The organism is Mycobacteriales bacterium (genome assembly GCA_035995165.1).
Lineage (GTDB): Bacteria > Actinomycetota > Actinomycetes > Mycobacteriales > CADCTP01 > CADCTP01.
In genome coordinates this window covers 1-16225 of sequence record DASYKU010000141.1, presented here as the reverse complement: position 1 = coordinate 16225, position 16225 = coordinate 1, and the positions used below count along the sequence as shown (strand labels likewise).

Genomic DNA, 16225 nt, shown 5'->3' with positions numbered 1-16225 from the left:
CGCCGTGCATCACCGCGCGGGGGAAGCGTCCGACCTGTCGGACCGTGCACCGTTCCGCCGATACCGGCTGCCCGGGGGCATCGCCTCGAGCCGATGGTCGCCGGACGGGCTGCTGCTGGCCGTCTACACCTGCGACGGCCGCCTGGAGGTCCGGTGGGGCGACTCGCTGGAACGATCCGGCCCGGCCATCGAGGGTCTGCCGGCCAACGACAGCGCGTACCTGGAGTGGTCACCGACCTCGCGGGAGTTCTTCGTCGGCGCCCGGATCGGGTACGTCGGCGTGTTCTCCGTCCGACCCGACAACCTCGTCTTCGAGCGGCAGCTGCGGGCGACGGTCAAGCACCTGTCCGACGTGGCCTGGTCGCCGGACGGGTCCGTGCTGGTCGCGCTCGTCGACGAGGACGAGCTGCATGTCTGGGATCCCGGCACCGGCGCCCTGCTGGCGACCGAGCGGATCCGGGAGCGCTTCGCCCGGCTGCTCTGGTGCGGGCCGGGCCGGCTGGTCGTGGCCGGCCGCGGCTACCCGTCGCTGAGCTCGGCCACCCCGTCGCTGACCTTCTACCGATGGACCGGGTACGAGCTGATCCCGGACTGCACGGTGACCGGCCCGCACGGGTCCGCGTTCGTCAACGGCCTCGCGCTGCTGGAGTCGGGCGAGGTCGTCTCGATCGGCGACGACGGGGCCGCGGCGATCTGGGAGGCGGCCACCGGGCGGCTGGTCCGCCGGCTGGAGGAGGCCAGCGCCCGCCGGCCGCTGGCCGTGGACGCCTCGGCCCTGGGCTCGCTGCTGGTCGTGCAGGACGAGGACGCCGACCACGTCTGGTCGATGGCGTCGATGTCGTACCTGGGCAGCCTGCCCGGCCGGACCCGGGCCGGGCGCCGGGTCGCGGCCGGGTTCCGGCCCGGCCGGGCGGAGTTCGCGGGCGTGGACGAGCTCGGCCTGGCGGTGTGGAACCTGGCCGGCCTGGCCCGGACCGTCGCGCCGGTGCGGGCCGTGCCGTACCGGCGCGGCAGTGCCCCGGCGGCCCGCCGGCGCGAGTACCGCAACGCCAAGGTCGTGCTGGTCGGCGACAGCGGGGTCGGGAAGTCCGGCCTGGCGCTGGTGCTGACCGGCCAGAACTACCGGCCGACCTCCTCCACGCACGGCCGGTACGTCTGGACGTACGAGCGGTCGGGAACGCCGGAGGAGACCCGCGAGATCCTGCTCTGGGACCTGGCCGGACAGCCCGGCTACCGGCTTTTCCACCGGCTCTCGCTGCGGGACGTCGCGGTCGGGCTGGTGCTGTTCGACGCGCACTCGGAGAGCGACCCGTTCGCGGGGGTTGCGTACTGGTCGGCGGCGCTGGACGAGGCGTCCCGGGGGGCGCCGCTGGTCAAGCTGCTCGTCGCGGCCCGGACCGACCGGGGCGGACCGAGCGTGAGCCGGGCGCGGATCGAGGAGGTGCTGACCCGGTACGGGTTCGCGGGTTTCCTGGAGACCAGCGCCGAGCTCGGCCGCGGCATCGAGGCGCTGCAGGACGAGATCCGGCGCCGGATCGACTGGAAGGCGCTGCCGGCGATCTCGGCCCCGGCGCTGTTCGCCGAGATCCAGGGGTTCGTCGCCCGGGAGAAGGAGGAGGGCCGGCTGCTCGTGGACGAGCAGACGCTGCGGAGCGAGTTCTCGGTGGTGTCCGGGCACGACGTCGTGGACACCACGCTGTTCCACAGCTGCCTGCTCCGGCAGGAGGCGGCCGGGCTGATCAGCCAGGTCCGGTTCGAGGGGCAGTGGCTGCTGCAGCCGGAGATGCTCGACAACTACGCGGCCTGGCTCGCCCACGCGGCCCGGGACGAGCCCGACGGGCTCGGCTTCCTGTCCGAGCGGGCCGCGGTCCGGGGCGAGTTCGAGCACACCCGGCTGCCCGGCGCGTACGAGCGGGTGATGCTGCTGGCGGCGGTCGAGGAGATCGTCGGCCAGGGCCTGGTGCTGCGGGTCGGCACCGACCGCGGCGAGATGCTGGTCTTCCCCTCCGAGGTCCGGGCCGACCTGCCCGACTACCCCGGCGGGTACGTCCGGGCGGTCGAGTTCACCTTCAGCGGGCCGGTCTCGGCGATCTACTCCACCGTCGTGGTCCGGCTGGCCAACTCGGTCACGTTCAGCCGGGACCGCTTCTACCGGCGGGCGGCGCTGTTCCGGGGACCGCGCGGCCAGCGCTGCGGGCTCGAGGTCTCCTACGCCCGGCCCGGTGACGACTCCAGCGGCCGGCTGGTCGTGTTCTTCGAGCCGGACGTCGAGACCGACATCCGGCTGCTCTTCCTCCGCTACGTCAACGAGCAGCTGACCCAGACCGCGCTGGCCGGCTCGGTGGTGGGGGAGCGGGTCTACCAATGCAGCCTCGGTCATCCGCCGGTGCCGCCGGAGTTCGTCGCGCTGCGCCGGGCCGACCGCTGCGAGACGGTGATCTGTTCCGGCTGCGGCGAGCACATGCCCCTGGACGACCTGGCCGAGCTGTCCTCGAAGGGGGACGACCGGATCCCCGACCTGGAACGCAACGCCTACGACCAGCAGCGCCGGCAGCAGCGGCTCACCGTGCTGCCGGCCCGGATGCTGGAGCAGCGCTACCACGTGTTCCTCTGCCACAACGGGGCGGACAAGCCGCACGTCCGCTGCCTGGCCCGCGAGCTCGCCGGCGAAGGCATCCTGGCCTGGCTGGACGAGGACGGCATGCTCGCCTCCGACCAGTTCGTGCCGACCTTGGAACGGCTGATGATGCAGGTGCCGGTCGCGGCGATCGTGGTCGGACCGCATGACCTCAGCCGCTGGCAGGCCCAGGAGTACTACGTGTTCCTGCAGCGCTTCCTCGACGCGCACGGCGACGGGCCGCTGCGGATCGTGCCGGTGCTGCTGCCGGGCGTGGCGGACCGGAACGTGCCGCCGTTCCTGCGGACGTTCGACTGGGTCGACTTCCGCAGCGGCCTGGACGACCGGACCGCGATGCGGGACCTGCTCGCCGCGCTTACTTGACGGACTTGAACTGGAGGCTGGCGAGGACGGACGTGCAGCCCTTGGTGATGTCGGCCTCCTTAGTCTTCCACTGGCAGTTGACCTGCAGCTCGTTGGTGCCGCGGAAGAGGAAGTAGACGTCGGACTCCAGCCCGGAGGACTTCTGGCTGGCGTGGTAGCTGAAGCTGCGGGCGCCGTCGACCGTGGTCTTGTCGGCCGCGGTCGTCTTGAACGTGAAGCCCTGCTGGGCCAGCTGCGCCAGCACCGTCTTCAGCTCGCCCTCGAGGGTGTCGTCGCTGATCGAGTCGGTGTCGGCCTTCAGCTCGTACACGCTGACGATGATGAGGTCGCGGTCACCGAGCGCGACGGCCGAGCGGTACTTCTCCTGGCCGATGCTGGCGTCCACGGTGACCGAGGACGAGACGTCCTGGAAGCCCGCCGGCATGACGAAGCAGTACGGCGAGCCGGCCGGCGAGATCTTCTGCCCCGAGCAGGCCAGCGACCGGCGGCCCTGGTCGTCGGAGGAGCTCGACGCGCTCGGGGCCGGGCTCGCCGAGGGGGACGCGCTCGCGCCGCTGGGCAACGCCGCCCCCGCGGCGAGCTGGCCGGTGCCGGTGACCGTGCTGGCGCAGCCCGCGAGGAGCCCGCAAAGACCGATCAGAGCAACGGCAAAGCGTCTGCGCATGGGGCCACCGTATCCGGGCGTCGAACGCACGGCGTACTCCTCTCCCGGGTTGGGTCACCCATGCGGACGCATCGGGCGTACCGCCCGTTCCACCCTGTGAGCGACTACGCTCGGTTCGTGTCCGAGGGCGGGATCGAGCTGACCCGGATGCGCTGGTGGCACGTCGAGCCGGTGCTCGGGCTGGAGCACGAGCTGTTCGGCGAGGAGACCTGGTCGGCGGCCGCGTTCTGGAACGAGCTGGCCGAGTCCGCGACCCGGCACTACGTCGTCGCGATCGACGCCGCGGCCTTGGTCGGGTACGCGGGCCTGGCCGTCTTCGGTGACGAGGCCCACGTGCTGACGATCGGCGTGACCGGGGCCGTGCAGGGTCGCGGGATCGGCACGCTGCTGCTGCGCGACCTGCTCGCGGCGGCCGGGGCGCGCACGGTGTTCCTCGACGTCCGGGTGGACAACGCCGTCGCGCGGCGGCTGTACGAGCGGCACGGGTTCGTCCCGGTCGGCCGGCGCCGCAAGTACTACCAACCCAGCGGCACCGACGCCCTGGTGATGGTGCGGGAGTTCGAGCCGGCAACCTGACCGCTGTCCCGAATGGTCCTTCCCGTTGACCGAGGAGGAGCATCCATGGCCGACCGCAAGGGGTTCGACGAGTTCGTCGCGACCCGGTCCCAATTGCTGCTGCGCACCGCCTACCTGCTCACCGGCGAGCACGCGCTGGCCGAGGACCTGCTGCAGACCGCGCTGGCCAAGTGCTGGTTCGCCTGGGGGCGGATCGACGGGCCGCCGGAGCCGTACGTGCGGCGAGTGCTCGTCACCACGTACGCGACCTGGTGGCGGCGGAAATGGATCGGCGAGCGGCCGACCGGGGAGCTGCCCGAGGTCCCGGCTGCGGCGGTCACCACGGTCGAGGACCGGGACGCGCTGTGGCGGGCCCTCGGCACGCTGCCGCGGCGGCAGCGGGCGGTCGTGGTGCTGCGCTACTACGAGGACCTGTCCGAGGCGGATACCGCGGCCGCGCTCGGCATCAGCAAGGGCACGGTGAAGAGCCAGGCAGCCAAGGCGCTGGCGGCGCTGCGCCGCGACGGCGACCTCGCCCGGACGATCGGAGGCGGACAGTGATCGAGAACGAGCTGCGCGAGCTGCTGTCGGACCGGGCCGGCGACCTCCCGGACAACGCGGGCCGGGTCCGCGACGTGCATTCCCGGATCAGCGGCATCCGCCGCCGGCGCACGGCCGGGGCAACCCTGGCCCTGGTGCTGGTGGTGGCAGCCGGCGTGCTGCTGACCCGGCTGCCGGGCACCCCGGACGCGCTGCCGACCGGAGCCCCGACCGGCCCGTACTTCGCCGACGACACGACCTCGCACCCGGTCAAGGGCTACCGCGGCGGGCAGTACTTCGCCTTCGACGGGGACGCCACCTGGAGCGTCATTCCCTCGGCGGGCGTCGTGGTCGCCCGCTGCGAGCACGCCGGCGACCTGCGGCTGCGCAACGTGTCCGGCTCGGGGCCGGAGCTGCGGCTGAGCTGCCGGGTGCCGGTCGGCGACCACTGGGAGGGCGCGCTGCCGCTCGACCCGAACCAGGTCGGTGTGCTGCTCGCGGCCGCCCCGGCGGGCGGCAACGTGGCGGTGCGCCCCAGCTCGCTCGGCAGTTGGACCGTCGGCCTGCTGGTGCCGCTCTACGCCGGCAGCATCGGGCGGGAGCAGGTGCCGGGCGCGCTGCTCAGCGGCTTCGACCACCCGGCCGGCGGCCCGCTGACCCTGACGATCCCGGGCCTCGTCCGGGAGGCGCACGGTTTCGTCGTCGTGGTCTTCTGCGTGCGGGACGTCCGGCTGGAGTTCCGGGTGACCGGCCGGCTGCTGACCACGGTCGCCTGCACGGACGAGGCCGACCCGGTGAACCACGGCGTGGTGACCGTCCTGGTCCCGGAGGAGACCGTGACCGCGCTCGGGCTGCGGCCGCTGCAGCGGGTGGTGGTCGACGTGCGCTCCACCGGCCGGCAGACCGACCAGTGGGCCGTGGTCGACGTCGGCTGAGGTGGCTGGTCCTGGCTGTTGTCGGTCGTCTCGCCGCCTGGTCCTAGACCAGGCGGCGGTCGGTCGCCCAGCGGGAGAGCTCGTACCGGTTGGAGAGCTGCAGCTTGCGCAGCACCGACGACACGTGCGTCTCGACCGTCTTGACCGAGATGAACAGCCGGGACGCGATCTCCTTGTACGCGTACCCGCGGGCGAGCAGGCGCAGCACCTCCCGCTCCCGGGCGGTCAGCAGGTCCATCTCCGGGTCGTTCACCGGCGCCTCGGGGTTGCGGGTGAACGCGTCCAGCACGAACCCGGCCAGCCGGGGCGAGAACACCGCGTCGCCGTCCTTGACCCGGCGGACCGCGTCGCCGAGGTCGGCGCCGGAGATCGTCTTGGTCACGTAGCCGCGGGCGCCGGCCCGGATCACCCCGATCACGTCCTCGGCCGCGTCGCTGACCGACAGGGCCAGGAACCGCACCTCCGGGTGCGTCTTGGCCACCTGGTCCAGCACGGCCTTGCCGCCGCCGTCGGGCATGTGCACGTCCAGCAGCACCACGTCCGGGGTGGTCCGGTTGATCACCGCCACGGCCTCGCCGACGCCGCCGGCCTCGCCGACGATCTGCACGCCCGCGTCGGTGGCGAGCTCGGCGCGGACGCCGGACCGGAACATCGAGTGGTCGTCGACCAGCACGACCCGCACTGGTTGCTCACTCATACCGGGCTCCTGTCCATCGTCAGCTCGACCTCCGTGCCGGCGCCGGGCCGGCTGCGGATCGCGGCCTTCCCCCCGTGCCGTTCCATCCGGCCCACGATCGAGCCGCGGACCCCGTGCCGGTCGTCGCCGACCTGTTCCGGGTCGAAGCCGGCGCCGCGGTCCCGGACGAAGACGGTGACCTCGTCCGGCTCGATCTCCGCGTACAGCGAGATGGTGCCGACGCCGGCGTGCTTGGCCGCGTTGACCAGCGCCTCCCGGCTCGCCTGGACCAGCGCGCCGAGGTGCTCGTCGACCTCGGCGTCGCCGACGACGACGCTCTCGACCTGGACCACGTACGCATCCTCGACCTCGCCGGCGACCGCCTCCAGCGCGGCCGCGAACTTCGACTGCTGCCGGTCCTCGGGCCGGTAGAGCCAGGTCCGCAGCTCCCGCTCCTGGCCGCGGGCCAGCCGGGCGACCTCGCGGGGCGAGTCGGCGTGCCGCTGGATCAGTGCCAGCGTCTGCAGCACCGAGTCGTGCAGGTGGGCGGCCAGGTCGGCGCGCTCCTGGGAGCGGATCCGCTCCCGGCGCTCCTCGGTCAGGTCGGCCACCAGCCGCCACCACAGCGGCGCGGTCAGCAGCGCCAGCCCGGCCAGTACGGCGACCGCCGCGATCAGGCCGTCCCGGGCCGCGGACAGCGTGCCCGACAGCAGCAGGAACGAGCCGACCCCGGCCGCGACCAGGATCCCGCCGCCGGCGAACCGGCCGATCGCCATCCACCGCGCGGTCGGTTCGGCGCCGCTGTCGAACAGCGAGATCCGGCGCCACCGTTCGCGCTGGTCCGCGTCGGCCTGGCTCCAGAGCAGGGCCAGGCCGGCGCCGGCCAGCAGCACCGGGACCAGCAGCAGGTTGTCGCCCAGCAGCGGGATGCCGTTCACCAGCAACAGGGCGCCGCCGGTGACCGCGGCCAGGGCCACCGCGGTGCCGCGCTCCAGGCCGCGCCGGCGGCGGGGCTCCGCGCCCGGCGTGACCGGCTCCTGCGGGACTACCGCCCACAGCGCCAGGTAGACGACCACACCGAAGCCGTTGAAGAGGGTCAGGGCGGCGAAGGCGACCCGGACGTACAACGGCTTGACCGAGAAGTGGGTGGCCAGGCCCTGGGCGACGCCGGCCGCCACGCGGCCGTCGGCCGCGCGGTAGAGCCGGGGCGGCGCCGGGGCCGCGAGCTGCACCGTTCTCTCCTCTGGTCGGTGTGTTCACTGACTGTGGTCCCGATGGTGGCACCCGCGGTGGGGGTGCGGCCACGGGGACGCCCCTGGTCTTCGGGACCAGGGTTCGATCAGGGCCATCCCCGATACCGGCGGCCTCCCGGCAGCGACACGATCGACCCATGAACGAGCAGGACCCCACCTCCCCACCCCCCACCCCCTCTCCGGACGTCCCGCCGGTCGAGCAGGTCGGCCCGGCTACTCCGGCCGAGTCGGCTCCCGAGTTCCCCCCGGGTGCGGATGCGGCTCCGGCCGAGTCGGCTCGGGACCTTGCCTCCGCGTCCGAGGCGGAGACGGCTCGCATCCCCGGGCCGGTCCCCACGACCGATGCTCCGGCCGCTCACCCCACGGCACCCGCCGCGGACGAGCCGCCGACCGTGCTGGACGAGCCGACCGTGGTCGGCGACGCCGGGACACCGTCCGGCGAGTTCCCGCCTCCTCCCGGCACGGCGCCGCCGAGCGATGCCCCGCCGAGCGATGCCCCGTCGGGTGGAGTGCCGCCCTGGCCGCCGTCGGGTGGAGTGCCGCCTTCGGGTGGGGTGCCGCCCGGTGGCGGGACCCCGCCGGGGTTCTGGCCCGGGGGAAGCCGGCGGCTGACCCGCAGCACGGACCGGAAGGTCGTGGCCGGCGTCGCCGGCGGACTGGGCGAGTTCACCGGCGTCGACCCGGTCCTGTTCCGCGTCCTGTTCGCGGTGCTCACCCTCTTCGGTGGCAGCGGCCTCCTGCTGTACGCGGTCGGCTGGCTGTTCCTCCCCGCTGCCGACCAGCAGGCCTCCCCGGTCGAGTCGCTGATCGGCCGCAACCCCGGCGGCTCCCGCCGGGCCCGCGACACCGCGGCCGCGCTCGCGCTGGTCCTGGCCGGCCTGGTGCTGGCCGGCGTGCTCGCCCTCGGCGACGCCCGCGACCTGGCCCTGGTGCTCATCCTGGTCGGCGGCGGGTTCTTCCTCATCCGGAACCTGCAGGACCGCCGGGCCGGCGGCCCACCGCAGCCGGCCGGACCCGAGCCGTACCAGCCGGCGCCGGCCGCGTACGAGACCGTGCCACCGACCGGCGCGACCGCCTACCAGCCCGGGCCGGCGGCGTATCAGCCCGCCCAGCCCGCGTATCAGCCCGCGGCGCCGGCGTACCAGGGCGCGACGGCGACGGTGACCGCCCCGCCGCCGGTCCCCAAGCCGCGCCGGGAGCACTCGATCCTGGGCGTGCTCACGATCTGCGTGCTGCTCATCGTGGTCGGGATCACCGCCGCGCTCGACTCCGGCGACGCCACCCACCCCGCGACCAAGGACTACCTGGCGCTGGCGACCGGGATCATCGGTCTCGGCCTGCTGGTCGGCACCTTCCTGGGCCGGGCGCGGTGGCTGGCCTGGCTCGGCCTGCCGAGCCTCGCCCTGCTCGTCGTCGTGAGCACGTCCGGCATCTCGCTGGAGGGTGGCGTCGGCACGCGGGTGTACACCCCGCAGTCGGTCGCCGAGCTGCAGCCCGAGTACCGCCTCGGAGTCGGCGATCTCCGGATCGACCTCTCGGATCTGGTCCTGCCCGAGAACGAGCTGCTCCGGATCAAGGCGTCCACCGGTGTCGGCGACGTCGACGTGATCCTGCCGGCGGACGCCGACGTCAGCATCGACGGCAAGGCCGGACTCGGCGAGCTCGACCTGCTCGGGCAGACCGAGGACGGCACGTCGCCGGCCCGGACGATCATCGACCACGGCCCCGGCGCTGGTGACGGCGCCGTGGACCTGGCACTGGACCTGGATGTCAACATCGGACAAGTGAGGGTGACCCGTGCGCAGGCATGAGCTGGACGTGATCTCGCTGGTCCTGGGTTTGTTCTTCGTGGGCGGGGCGCTGATCTGGGGCCTGTCCGACGACCCCGGCGGCGCGCTGGACGGCTGGCCGCTGCCGACGCTGCTCATCTCCGTCGGCGTGGTCGGGCTGATCGCCAGCCTGGCCCGCCGGTCCCGATCCGGCAGTTGACCCGACCCCCGCAGGCCACGCCTGCGGGGGTCGGTCCTGCCGCCGGTCCGGGTCCTATTCGGCCCGTACCCCTTACGCTGCTCGGCGTGCGGAGCGCGAGATGACGTCCCAGGACGATCTCGCGCTGCTCAAGGGCATGTACCAGCGCGGCGAGATCAGCGACGCGCAGTACGACGTGCTCCGGCGGCACGTCCTCTGGGGTACGCCGCTGCCGCAGCTCATGGACGACCTCCCCGCGGCCCGCCCGCCCGACCCCCGCGCCGTCCCGCCCGACCGCTACGCCGCACCCGACGCCGCCGGCCCGCCGGACCGGTACCTGCCGACTCCGCCGTCGCCCGCGCCGGACCGGTACGCGCCCACTCCGGCTCCGCCGTCGCCCGCGCCGGACCGGTATGGCCCGCCGGACCGGTACGGGCAGCCCGCGCCCCGCTCCGCCGGCGAGGCGTATGCGCCCCCGGCGCCGCGGTCCGATCCGGAGCCGCCGGACTACGCGGCCCGGCCCGCCGACCCCGGCTCCCGCCACGCCACGCCCGACCGTCATGCGGGCGACCAACTCCCTCCGACCGCGGCGTCCCCCACCAACTCCTACGGCCCGCCCCCGGACCCACCCCGGTACGCCCCGGGAAGCCCTGGTGCCTCCGACCGCTACCGAGGCCCCGTTGACGGCGCCGCTCCGGGCGACCGGCACGGGACGTCGAGTCCGGTTGACGGCGAGGCGGGGCCGCGGTCGCGACGGGCGCGGCGGGAAGCGGCGGAGGCGGACGACAACTACTCGCCGTCGGCGTACCTGCCTCCGGCAGGGGAGCGTCCGGAGGAGCCCGCCCCGCGGTCCCGGCGCGCCCGCCGGGAGGCCGAGGAGCGCCGCGCGGCGGAGGACGTCTCGCCCGCGTCGTACCTGCCTCCGGCCGGCGGCTTCTCGCCCCCGACCGGAGCATCCCGCCGCGAGATCCCCGACCCGGCCTACCGCCCGCCGGCCGAGGACACGGCCGATCCGTCTCGCCCCACCCCGTATCGCTCGCCGTACGGTCCGCCCGGCCCGATCGACGACGCCCGCCGGCCCTACGGCCGCGGTCCGTCAGGCCCGATCGACGACAGCCCTGGCCTCTACAGCTCGCCCCACGGTTCGCGGGGCCCGACCGACGACGCCGGTGCGCCGTACGGTTCGCCGGGCCCGATCGACGACGCCCGTGCGCCCTACGCCTCGCCCTACGGTTCGCCGGGCCGGGCCGACGACGCCCGGGCGCCCTACGGCCGCGGTCCGTCAGGCCCGACCGAGGACGGCCCTACCGCCTATGGCTCGCCCCGCGGCCCGTCGGGCCCGGCCGAGGGCGGCCCCGCCCCCTACGGTCCGTCGGGCCCGGTCGAGGGCGGCCCCGCCCCCTACGGTCCGTCGGGCCCGGCCGACGACACCCGTGCGCCCTACGGCCGCGCCACCTCTTACCGGCCGGGGCCGGGCGACGGTCGAGCCGCGCCGGAGGGCGACGGGTTCGGCTCGGCCGCCGACGGTGCGTCGCAGTACGGCCGGCCGGACCCGGACGACGAGCTGCGGTCCCGCCGGGCCCGGCGGGAGGCCGCCGAGCCCCCGGCCGAGACCCGCGGCCTCCGCGCGCCGGACCCGTGGGACGACGAGCCCCGCAGGCAGGCCGACCCGGACCCGTGGGACGACGAGCCGAAGACCCGCCGCGCCCGCCGTAAGGCCCGCGACGAGAAGCCGAAGCGCACCCGCGACGAGAAGCCGACGCGCACCCGCGACGAGAAGCCGACGCGCAGCCGGGATCAGGAGCCGACGCGCGAGCGGGCCGAGGAGCCGAAGTCCCGTCGGGCCACGGACGCCGACCCTCCCAGGAAGCACCGTCGCCGCTCCGTCTTCGCCGTCCTCACCAGCCTCGTGCTCGCCCTGGCCCTGGTCGGCGCCGGCGTCTGGTACTTCCTGCTGCGTGACGCCGGCGTCCCGCCGGCGGACTACGCCAGGTCGGTCTGCGGCAGCGTGCGCGACTGGCAGCAGTCCGTCGACTCCAGCAACAGCGCGCTGGTGACCTCGATCGCGCGCGAGGAGGACCGGACCAAGGTCCGGACCGCGGTCGCCACGTACTACACGACGATCGCCGGCCGGACCGACCAGCTCCGGACCACGGTCCTGGACGCGGGCGTGGTCGACGTCGCCGGCGGCCAGGAGTACACGGACTCGTTCGCCGCCGCGATCGGCACCGAGGCCGGCGCCCTGCGCGACTTCTCCGCCCGCGCCGCCCGCCTCGACCCGAAGGCCGCCGCCACCTTCCAGATCCAGCTCCAGGCCCTGCTCACCGGCGCCGACGGCGCGACCGGCGCGATCAGCTCCGCCCTGGCCCGCCCGTCCGCCGGCACCCCGCTCGCCCTCCGCACCGCCCTCTCCGCCGAACCCTCCTGCGCCCCGTACGTCGGCTGACCGGCGCCGGGTGGGCAAAGTGGGCTTTTGCCGGAATTCGCCGCGAGACTCGCAGACCGGTGGATAGCCTCCGAATGAACAGTCCAGTCACGGTTGGGGACCCGCATGCCCACGTTCTTGCCGCGCCGCCGCGGCATCGCCCTCGTCGCCGCGGGTGCCGCCGGAGTCGCCGCCATCGCCGCCGCGATCGTGATCCCGTCCGGCGCCGCCGACGCCGCGACGGCCTGCACCTGGACCGCGACCAAGCTGCCGGCGCTGCCCGGTTCGGCCAACCACGGCGGGGCGGTGCTCGGCACCGACGGCGCCGGTACGTACTCCGGCTACGCCTTCCTGGCCAAGGCCCAGCACGCCGCCCTCTGGCGGGCCGGCGGGGTCGTCGACCTCGGGCAGCCGTTCGGCACCCCGACCGTCGCGCAGGACGTGAACCGGGCCGGCACCGCGGTCGGCTGGAGCATCGCCGCGGGCAACGTCTCCACCGCGATCGTCTGGCGGGCCGGCGTGGCGGCGGCCCTCCCGCTGCCGGCCGGCAGCGGCCCGTCCGCCCGCGCGCTGAGCATCAACGACAACAACCTCGCGGCGGGCTGGCGTACCGACGCCGCCGGCCACGAGGTCGGCGTGATCTGGTCCCTCGCCGGTGCCACCCCGACGATCGTCCGGCAGTACGCGGCGACGGACCTCAACGCCGTCGATGCCGCCAACCGGGTCGTCGGCCTGCGCCGGGACACCGGCGGCGGCTTCACCGCGATCAAGGGCCGTCCGTCCCAGACCACCGTGGACGCCCTGCGCCCGGCCGTCGCGGGGGAGAGCGCGATCGCGACCGCGACCGCGGGGACCTGGATCGCCGGGGCGGAGCTCGTCGCGGGCGGGCTCGGGGACCGGCCGGTGCTCTGGGCCGCGACGGCGCCGCGGGTGCTCAACGGCGGCAAGGCGTCGCTGTCCGCCGTGACCGCCGCGGGCACCGCCGCCGGGACCCTGGAGGACCCGAACGGCAACCCGGCGCACGCCGCGGTCTGGCCCGGGGTCGACGCGGTCCAGCTGCCGGACGTGGGCACGGTCAGCACCGCCAGCTCGATCAGCGACGACGGCACCCAGGTCGGCGGCAGCTGGATCGCCACCGGCGTCGGCGTGAACCCCGAGCGCCCGATCGTCTGGACCTGCGGCTAGCCGCAGGTCGCGCGGATCACTCCCACTCGATCGTGCCCGGCGGCTTGGAAGTCACGTCGAGCACGACGCGGTTGACCTCGCGCACCTCGTTGGTGATCCGGGTCGAGATCCGCTCCAGGACCTCGTACGGCACCCGCGTCCAGTCCGCGGTCATCGCGTCCTCGGAGGAGACCGGCCGCAGCACGACCGGATGCCCGTACGTCCGCCCGTCGCCCTGCACACCCACGGACCGGACGTCGGCCAGCAGCACCACCGGGCACTGCCAGATCTCGCGGTCCAGCCCGGCCGCGCTCAGCTCGGCCCGGGCGATCGCGTCGGCCGAGCGCAGCACCGACAGCCGGTCCGCGGTCACCGAGCCGACGATCCGGATCGCCAGCCCCGGCCCGGGGAACGGCTGCCGCCAGACGATCTCCGCCGGCAGGCCGAGCTGCAGCCCGACCCGGCGGACCTCGTCCTTGAACAGCGTCCGCAGCGGCTCGACCAGCGAGAACTGGAGGTCGTCGGGCAGCCCGCCGACGTTGTGGTGGGACTTGATCGTCGCCGCACCGGACCCGCCGCCGGACTCGACCACGTCCGGATACAACGTCCCCTGCACGAGGAACTCGACGCCGTCGGACGAGGCGATCGCCCGCGCCGCCCCCTCGAACGCCCGGATGAACTCGCGGCCGACGATCTTCCGCTTCTGCTCCGGGTCGGACACCCCGGCCAGCGCCTCGAGGAATCGGGACGCAGCGTCCACGACGTGCAGCCGGACGCCGGTCGCGGCCACGAAGTCGTCCTCGACCTGGGCCGCCTCGCCCAGCCGCAGCAGCCCGTGGTCGACGAACACGCAGGTGAGCTGGTCCCCGACCGCACGCTGCACGAGCGCCGCCGCGACCGCGGAGTCGACCCCGCCGGAGAGCCCGCAGATGACCCGCTTGCCGCCGACCTGGGCCCGGATCGCCGTGACCTGCTCCTCGACGATGTTGGCCTCGGTCCACAGTGGACGGCAGCCGGCCCCGTCGTAGAGGAACCGTTCCAGGATCGCCTGCCCGCCCGCGGTGTGCAGCACCTCGGGGTGGAACTGGACGCCGTAGAGCCCGCGGGCCGGGTCCTCGAACGCGGCCACCGGACTGTCCGGAGTGGACGCCGTCACCGCGAACCCGGGGGGCGCGGCCGAGACCGCGTCCCCGTGCGACATCCAGACCGGGCCCGGCGCGAACGACAGCACCCCGCCGGCGCCGGAGACCGACAGCGGCGTACGCCCGAACTCCGACCGGCCGGTCCGCGCGACGGTCCCGCCGAGGGCCTGGGCCATCGCCTGGAAGCCGTAACAGATCCCGAGGGTCGGTACGCCCGCGTGCACGAGCTCGGTCGGGGCCTGCGGCGCGCCCGGCGCGTACACCGAGGAGGGGCCGCCGGAGAGGATCACCGCCTTCGGCCGGCGGGCCAGGATCTCGGCCACCGGGGTGTCGTGCGGCACGATCTCCGAGTAGACCTTCGCCTCGCGCACTCTGCGGGCGATGAGCTGCGCATACTGCGCGCCGTAGTCGACGACGAGGACGAGGTCGGCGGTGGGGTCAACCGTCACCCGAAAGAGCTTAGGCGTCCGGCGCGTCGAGCCGTGTGCCGAGGATCGGTTACGGGTACACACTCGAACCGACAGAGGAGGAAATCCGGTGAAGATCGGTGCAAGCCTGTTCGTGTTCGCCGTAGGGGCGATCCTCACGTTCGCGGTCGACTGGTCGCCGAGCGGGATCGACCTGGCGACCGTCGGCGTCATTCTCATGATCGTCGGCGGCGTCCTGTTCCTGCTCTCGCTGATCATCCTGGCGACCCGCGCCAACCGGGGTGAGCCGCTGGAGCCCGGCGGAATCGTGGAGGAGCGGCGGATCTACTCCGACGACGAGCTTCCCTAATCGAGCGGCACGGGGAACGGGCGCGTGGCGCGCACCCGGGTGTGGCGGAAGGAGGTCCTCGAGAAAGAGGACTTCCCGATGTCGGCCGTCTCGGACTACCTGCAGGAGAACGACACCCTCGTCTGGGCCGACCTCTGCCTGCCTGATCAGGACGACCTGAACCAGCTCGCGGACGAGCTCGGCCTGGACCCGCTCGCGGTCGAAGACGCCCTCGAACACCACGAACGCCCGAAGATCGACCGCTATCCGAGCCACCTGTTCGTCACCACGTACGGGATGAGCACCAACGCCGAGAACGAGCTGCGGCTGTCGAGGGTCTCGGCCTTCGTGCTGCCGCGGGCGCTGGTCACCGTGCGCGGGCCGGACTTCGACATCGAGCCGGTGGTCAGGGCCTGGGACGACAACCCGGACCTGCTCGAGTTCGGCCCCAAGGCCCTGCTGTACGGGCTGCTCGACGTCGTCGTCGACGGCCACCTGTCCTGCCTGCAGGAGATCGACGACCGGGTCGAGGACGCCGAGGACCGGCTGTTCGACCAGCAGCCGCGCTCCGGGCACGACATCCAGCGGCAGACGTACATGCTGCGGCGGCAGATGACCGGGATCCGCAAGGTCGTGCTGCCGATGCGGGACGTCGCCGACACCCTGATCCGGCACGCCGACCCGGCCCACCCGACCGAGCTGACCGAGCGGCTGCGGGATCTGCACGACCACGTGGTGCGGACCAACGAGTGGAACGACGGGCTGCGGGACACGGTCGCCACGATGTTCGACGTGGGCCTGTCGCTGGCCAACGCGAACCTCAACCAGGTCGTCCGCAAGCTCTCCGGCTGGGCCGCGATCATCGCGGTCCCGACCGCCGTCACCGGCTTCTACGGCCAGAACGTCCCGTACCCGGGCTCGGGGACGATGTGGGGGTTCCTGGTCAGCACCGTGGTGACGATCGCGCTCGCGATCGGCGTCTACGCCATCTTCAAGAGGAAGGGCTGGCTCTAGAGCCGGCCCCTCTTCCGGCAAGGCGGTCAGTGCGCGGGGACCGCCTCGGGCCGCGCCCGCTCCGGCAGCCGGAACGTGAGCAGGAACCCGAGCCGGCCTCCCGGTCGGCCACCCCGGCCAGCACGATGTCGA

General features: G+C 74.1%; 14 protein-coding genes. 10 read left to right on the top strand and 4 right to left on the bottom strand.

Features of this window, described 5'->3' with window-relative positions:
- Window positions 1-4 precede the first annotated feature (4 nt).
- On the top strand, window positions 5-3001 hold the full coding sequence (locus VGP36_23615; protein ID HEV7657699.1) for a TIR domain-containing protein: 2997 nt from the start codon (window positions 5-7) through the stop codon (window positions 2999-3001).
- Here the strand turns inward: VGP36_23615 and VGP36_23610 are convergent.
- Complete coding sequence (locus VGP36_23610) at window positions 2994-3665, bottom strand: hypothetical protein (protein ID HEV7657698.1); 672 nt, start codon at window positions 3663-3665, stop codon at window positions 2994-2996. The genes VGP36_23615 and VGP36_23610 overlap by 8 nt on opposite strands.
- 117 nt (window positions 3666-3782) lie before the next feature.
- On the opposite strand from VGP36_23610, the gene rimI reads away from it, so the two are divergent.
- Genes rimI through VGP36_23595 form a run of 3 tightly spaced genes read left to right on the top strand, consistent with a single transcriptional unit; the run spans window position 3783 to window position 5695 of the window.
- A complete protein-coding gene (gene rimI, locus VGP36_23605) occupies window positions 3783-4241 on the top strand; it encodes a ribosomal protein S18-alanine N-acetyltransferase (GenBank protein ID HEV7657697.1) in 459 nt (152 codons plus the stop codon).
- A 45-nt stretch (window positions 4242-4286) separates the two neighbouring features.
- The gene (locus VGP36_23600) at window positions 4287-4781 is read left to right on the top strand and encodes a SigE family RNA polymerase sigma factor (GenBank protein ID HEV7657696.1); all 495 of its coding nucleotides are present in this window, start codon (window positions 4287-4289) and stop codon (window positions 4779-4781) included.
- Window positions 4778-5695: a hypothetical protein gene (locus VGP36_23595; protein HEV7657695.1), complete on the top strand. Its 918-nt coding sequence runs from the start codon at window positions 4778-4780 to the stop codon at window positions 5693-5695. The genes VGP36_23600 and VGP36_23595 overlap by 4 nt, the downstream gene beginning before the upstream one ends.
- Window positions 5696-5738: 43 nt before the next feature.
- On the opposite strand, the gene VGP36_23590 is transcribed toward VGP36_23595, so the two are convergent.
- Both VGP36_23590 and VGP36_23585 read right to left on the bottom strand, forming a co-directional pair.
- Window positions 5739-6392, bottom strand: a complete 654-nt coding sequence (locus tag VGP36_23590) for a response regulator transcription factor (protein HEV7657694.1) — start codon at window positions 6390-6392, stop codon at window positions 5739-5741.
- Entirely contained in the window at window positions 6389-7603 is a 1215-nt protein-coding gene (locus VGP36_23585) for a PspC domain-containing protein (GenBank protein ID HEV7657693.1), read from the bottom strand. The genes VGP36_23590 and VGP36_23585 overlap by 4 nt, the downstream gene beginning before the upstream one ends.
- Window positions 7604-7761: 158 nt before the next feature.
- Here VGP36_23585 and VGP36_23580 point away from each other — a divergent pair, with 158 nt between their 5' ends.
- The 4 genes from VGP36_23580 to VGP36_23565 all read left to right on the top strand — a co-directional run bounded on the left by VGP36_23580 (window position 7762) and on the right by VGP36_23565 (window position 13202).
- Window positions 7762-9435, top strand: a complete 1674-nt coding sequence (locus tag VGP36_23580) for a PspC domain-containing protein (GenBank protein HEV7657692.1) — start codon at window positions 7762-7764, stop codon at window positions 9433-9435.
- Window positions 9422-9613, top strand: coding sequence for a hypothetical protein (locus VGP36_23575; protein HEV7657691.1), 192 nt, complete (start codon window positions 9422-9424; stop codon window positions 9611-9613). Before VGP36_23580 ends, VGP36_23575 begins: the two co-directional genes overlap by 14 nt.
- A gap of 100 nt (window positions 9614-9713) precedes the next feature.
- The gene (locus VGP36_23570; GenBank protein HEV7657690.1) at window positions 9714-12038 is read left to right on the top strand and encodes a hypothetical protein; all 2325 of its coding nucleotides are present in this window, start codon (window positions 9714-9716) and stop codon (window positions 12036-12038) included.
- 105 nt (window positions 12039-12143) lie between these two features.
- A complete protein-coding gene (locus VGP36_23565; GenBank protein ID HEV7657689.1) occupies window positions 12144-13202 on the top strand; it encodes a hypothetical protein in 1059 nt (352 codons plus the stop codon).
- Window positions 13203-13218: 16 nt separating this feature from the next.
- Here VGP36_23565 and guaA read toward each other — a convergent pair whose 3' ends face one another.
- Entirely contained in the window at window positions 13219-14772 is a 1554-nt protein-coding gene (gene guaA / locus VGP36_23560) for a glutamine-hydrolyzing GMP synthase (protein ID HEV7657688.1), read from the bottom strand.
- 88 nt (window positions 14773-14860) lie between these two features.
- Here guaA and VGP36_23555 point away from each other — a divergent pair, with 88 nt between their 5' ends.
- Window positions 14861-15100 (top strand): DUF6458 family protein, encoded by a 240-nt coding sequence (locus tag VGP36_23555; protein HEV7657687.1) that lies wholly within the window; start codon window positions 14861-14863, stop codon window positions 15098-15100.
- 78 nt (window positions 15101-15178) lie between these two features.
- Window positions 15179-16093, top strand: coding sequence for a magnesium transporter CorA family protein (locus tag VGP36_23550; GenBank protein HEV7657686.1), 915 nt, complete (start codon window positions 15179-15181; stop codon window positions 16091-16093).
- Window positions 16094-16225: the final 132 nt, after the last annotated feature.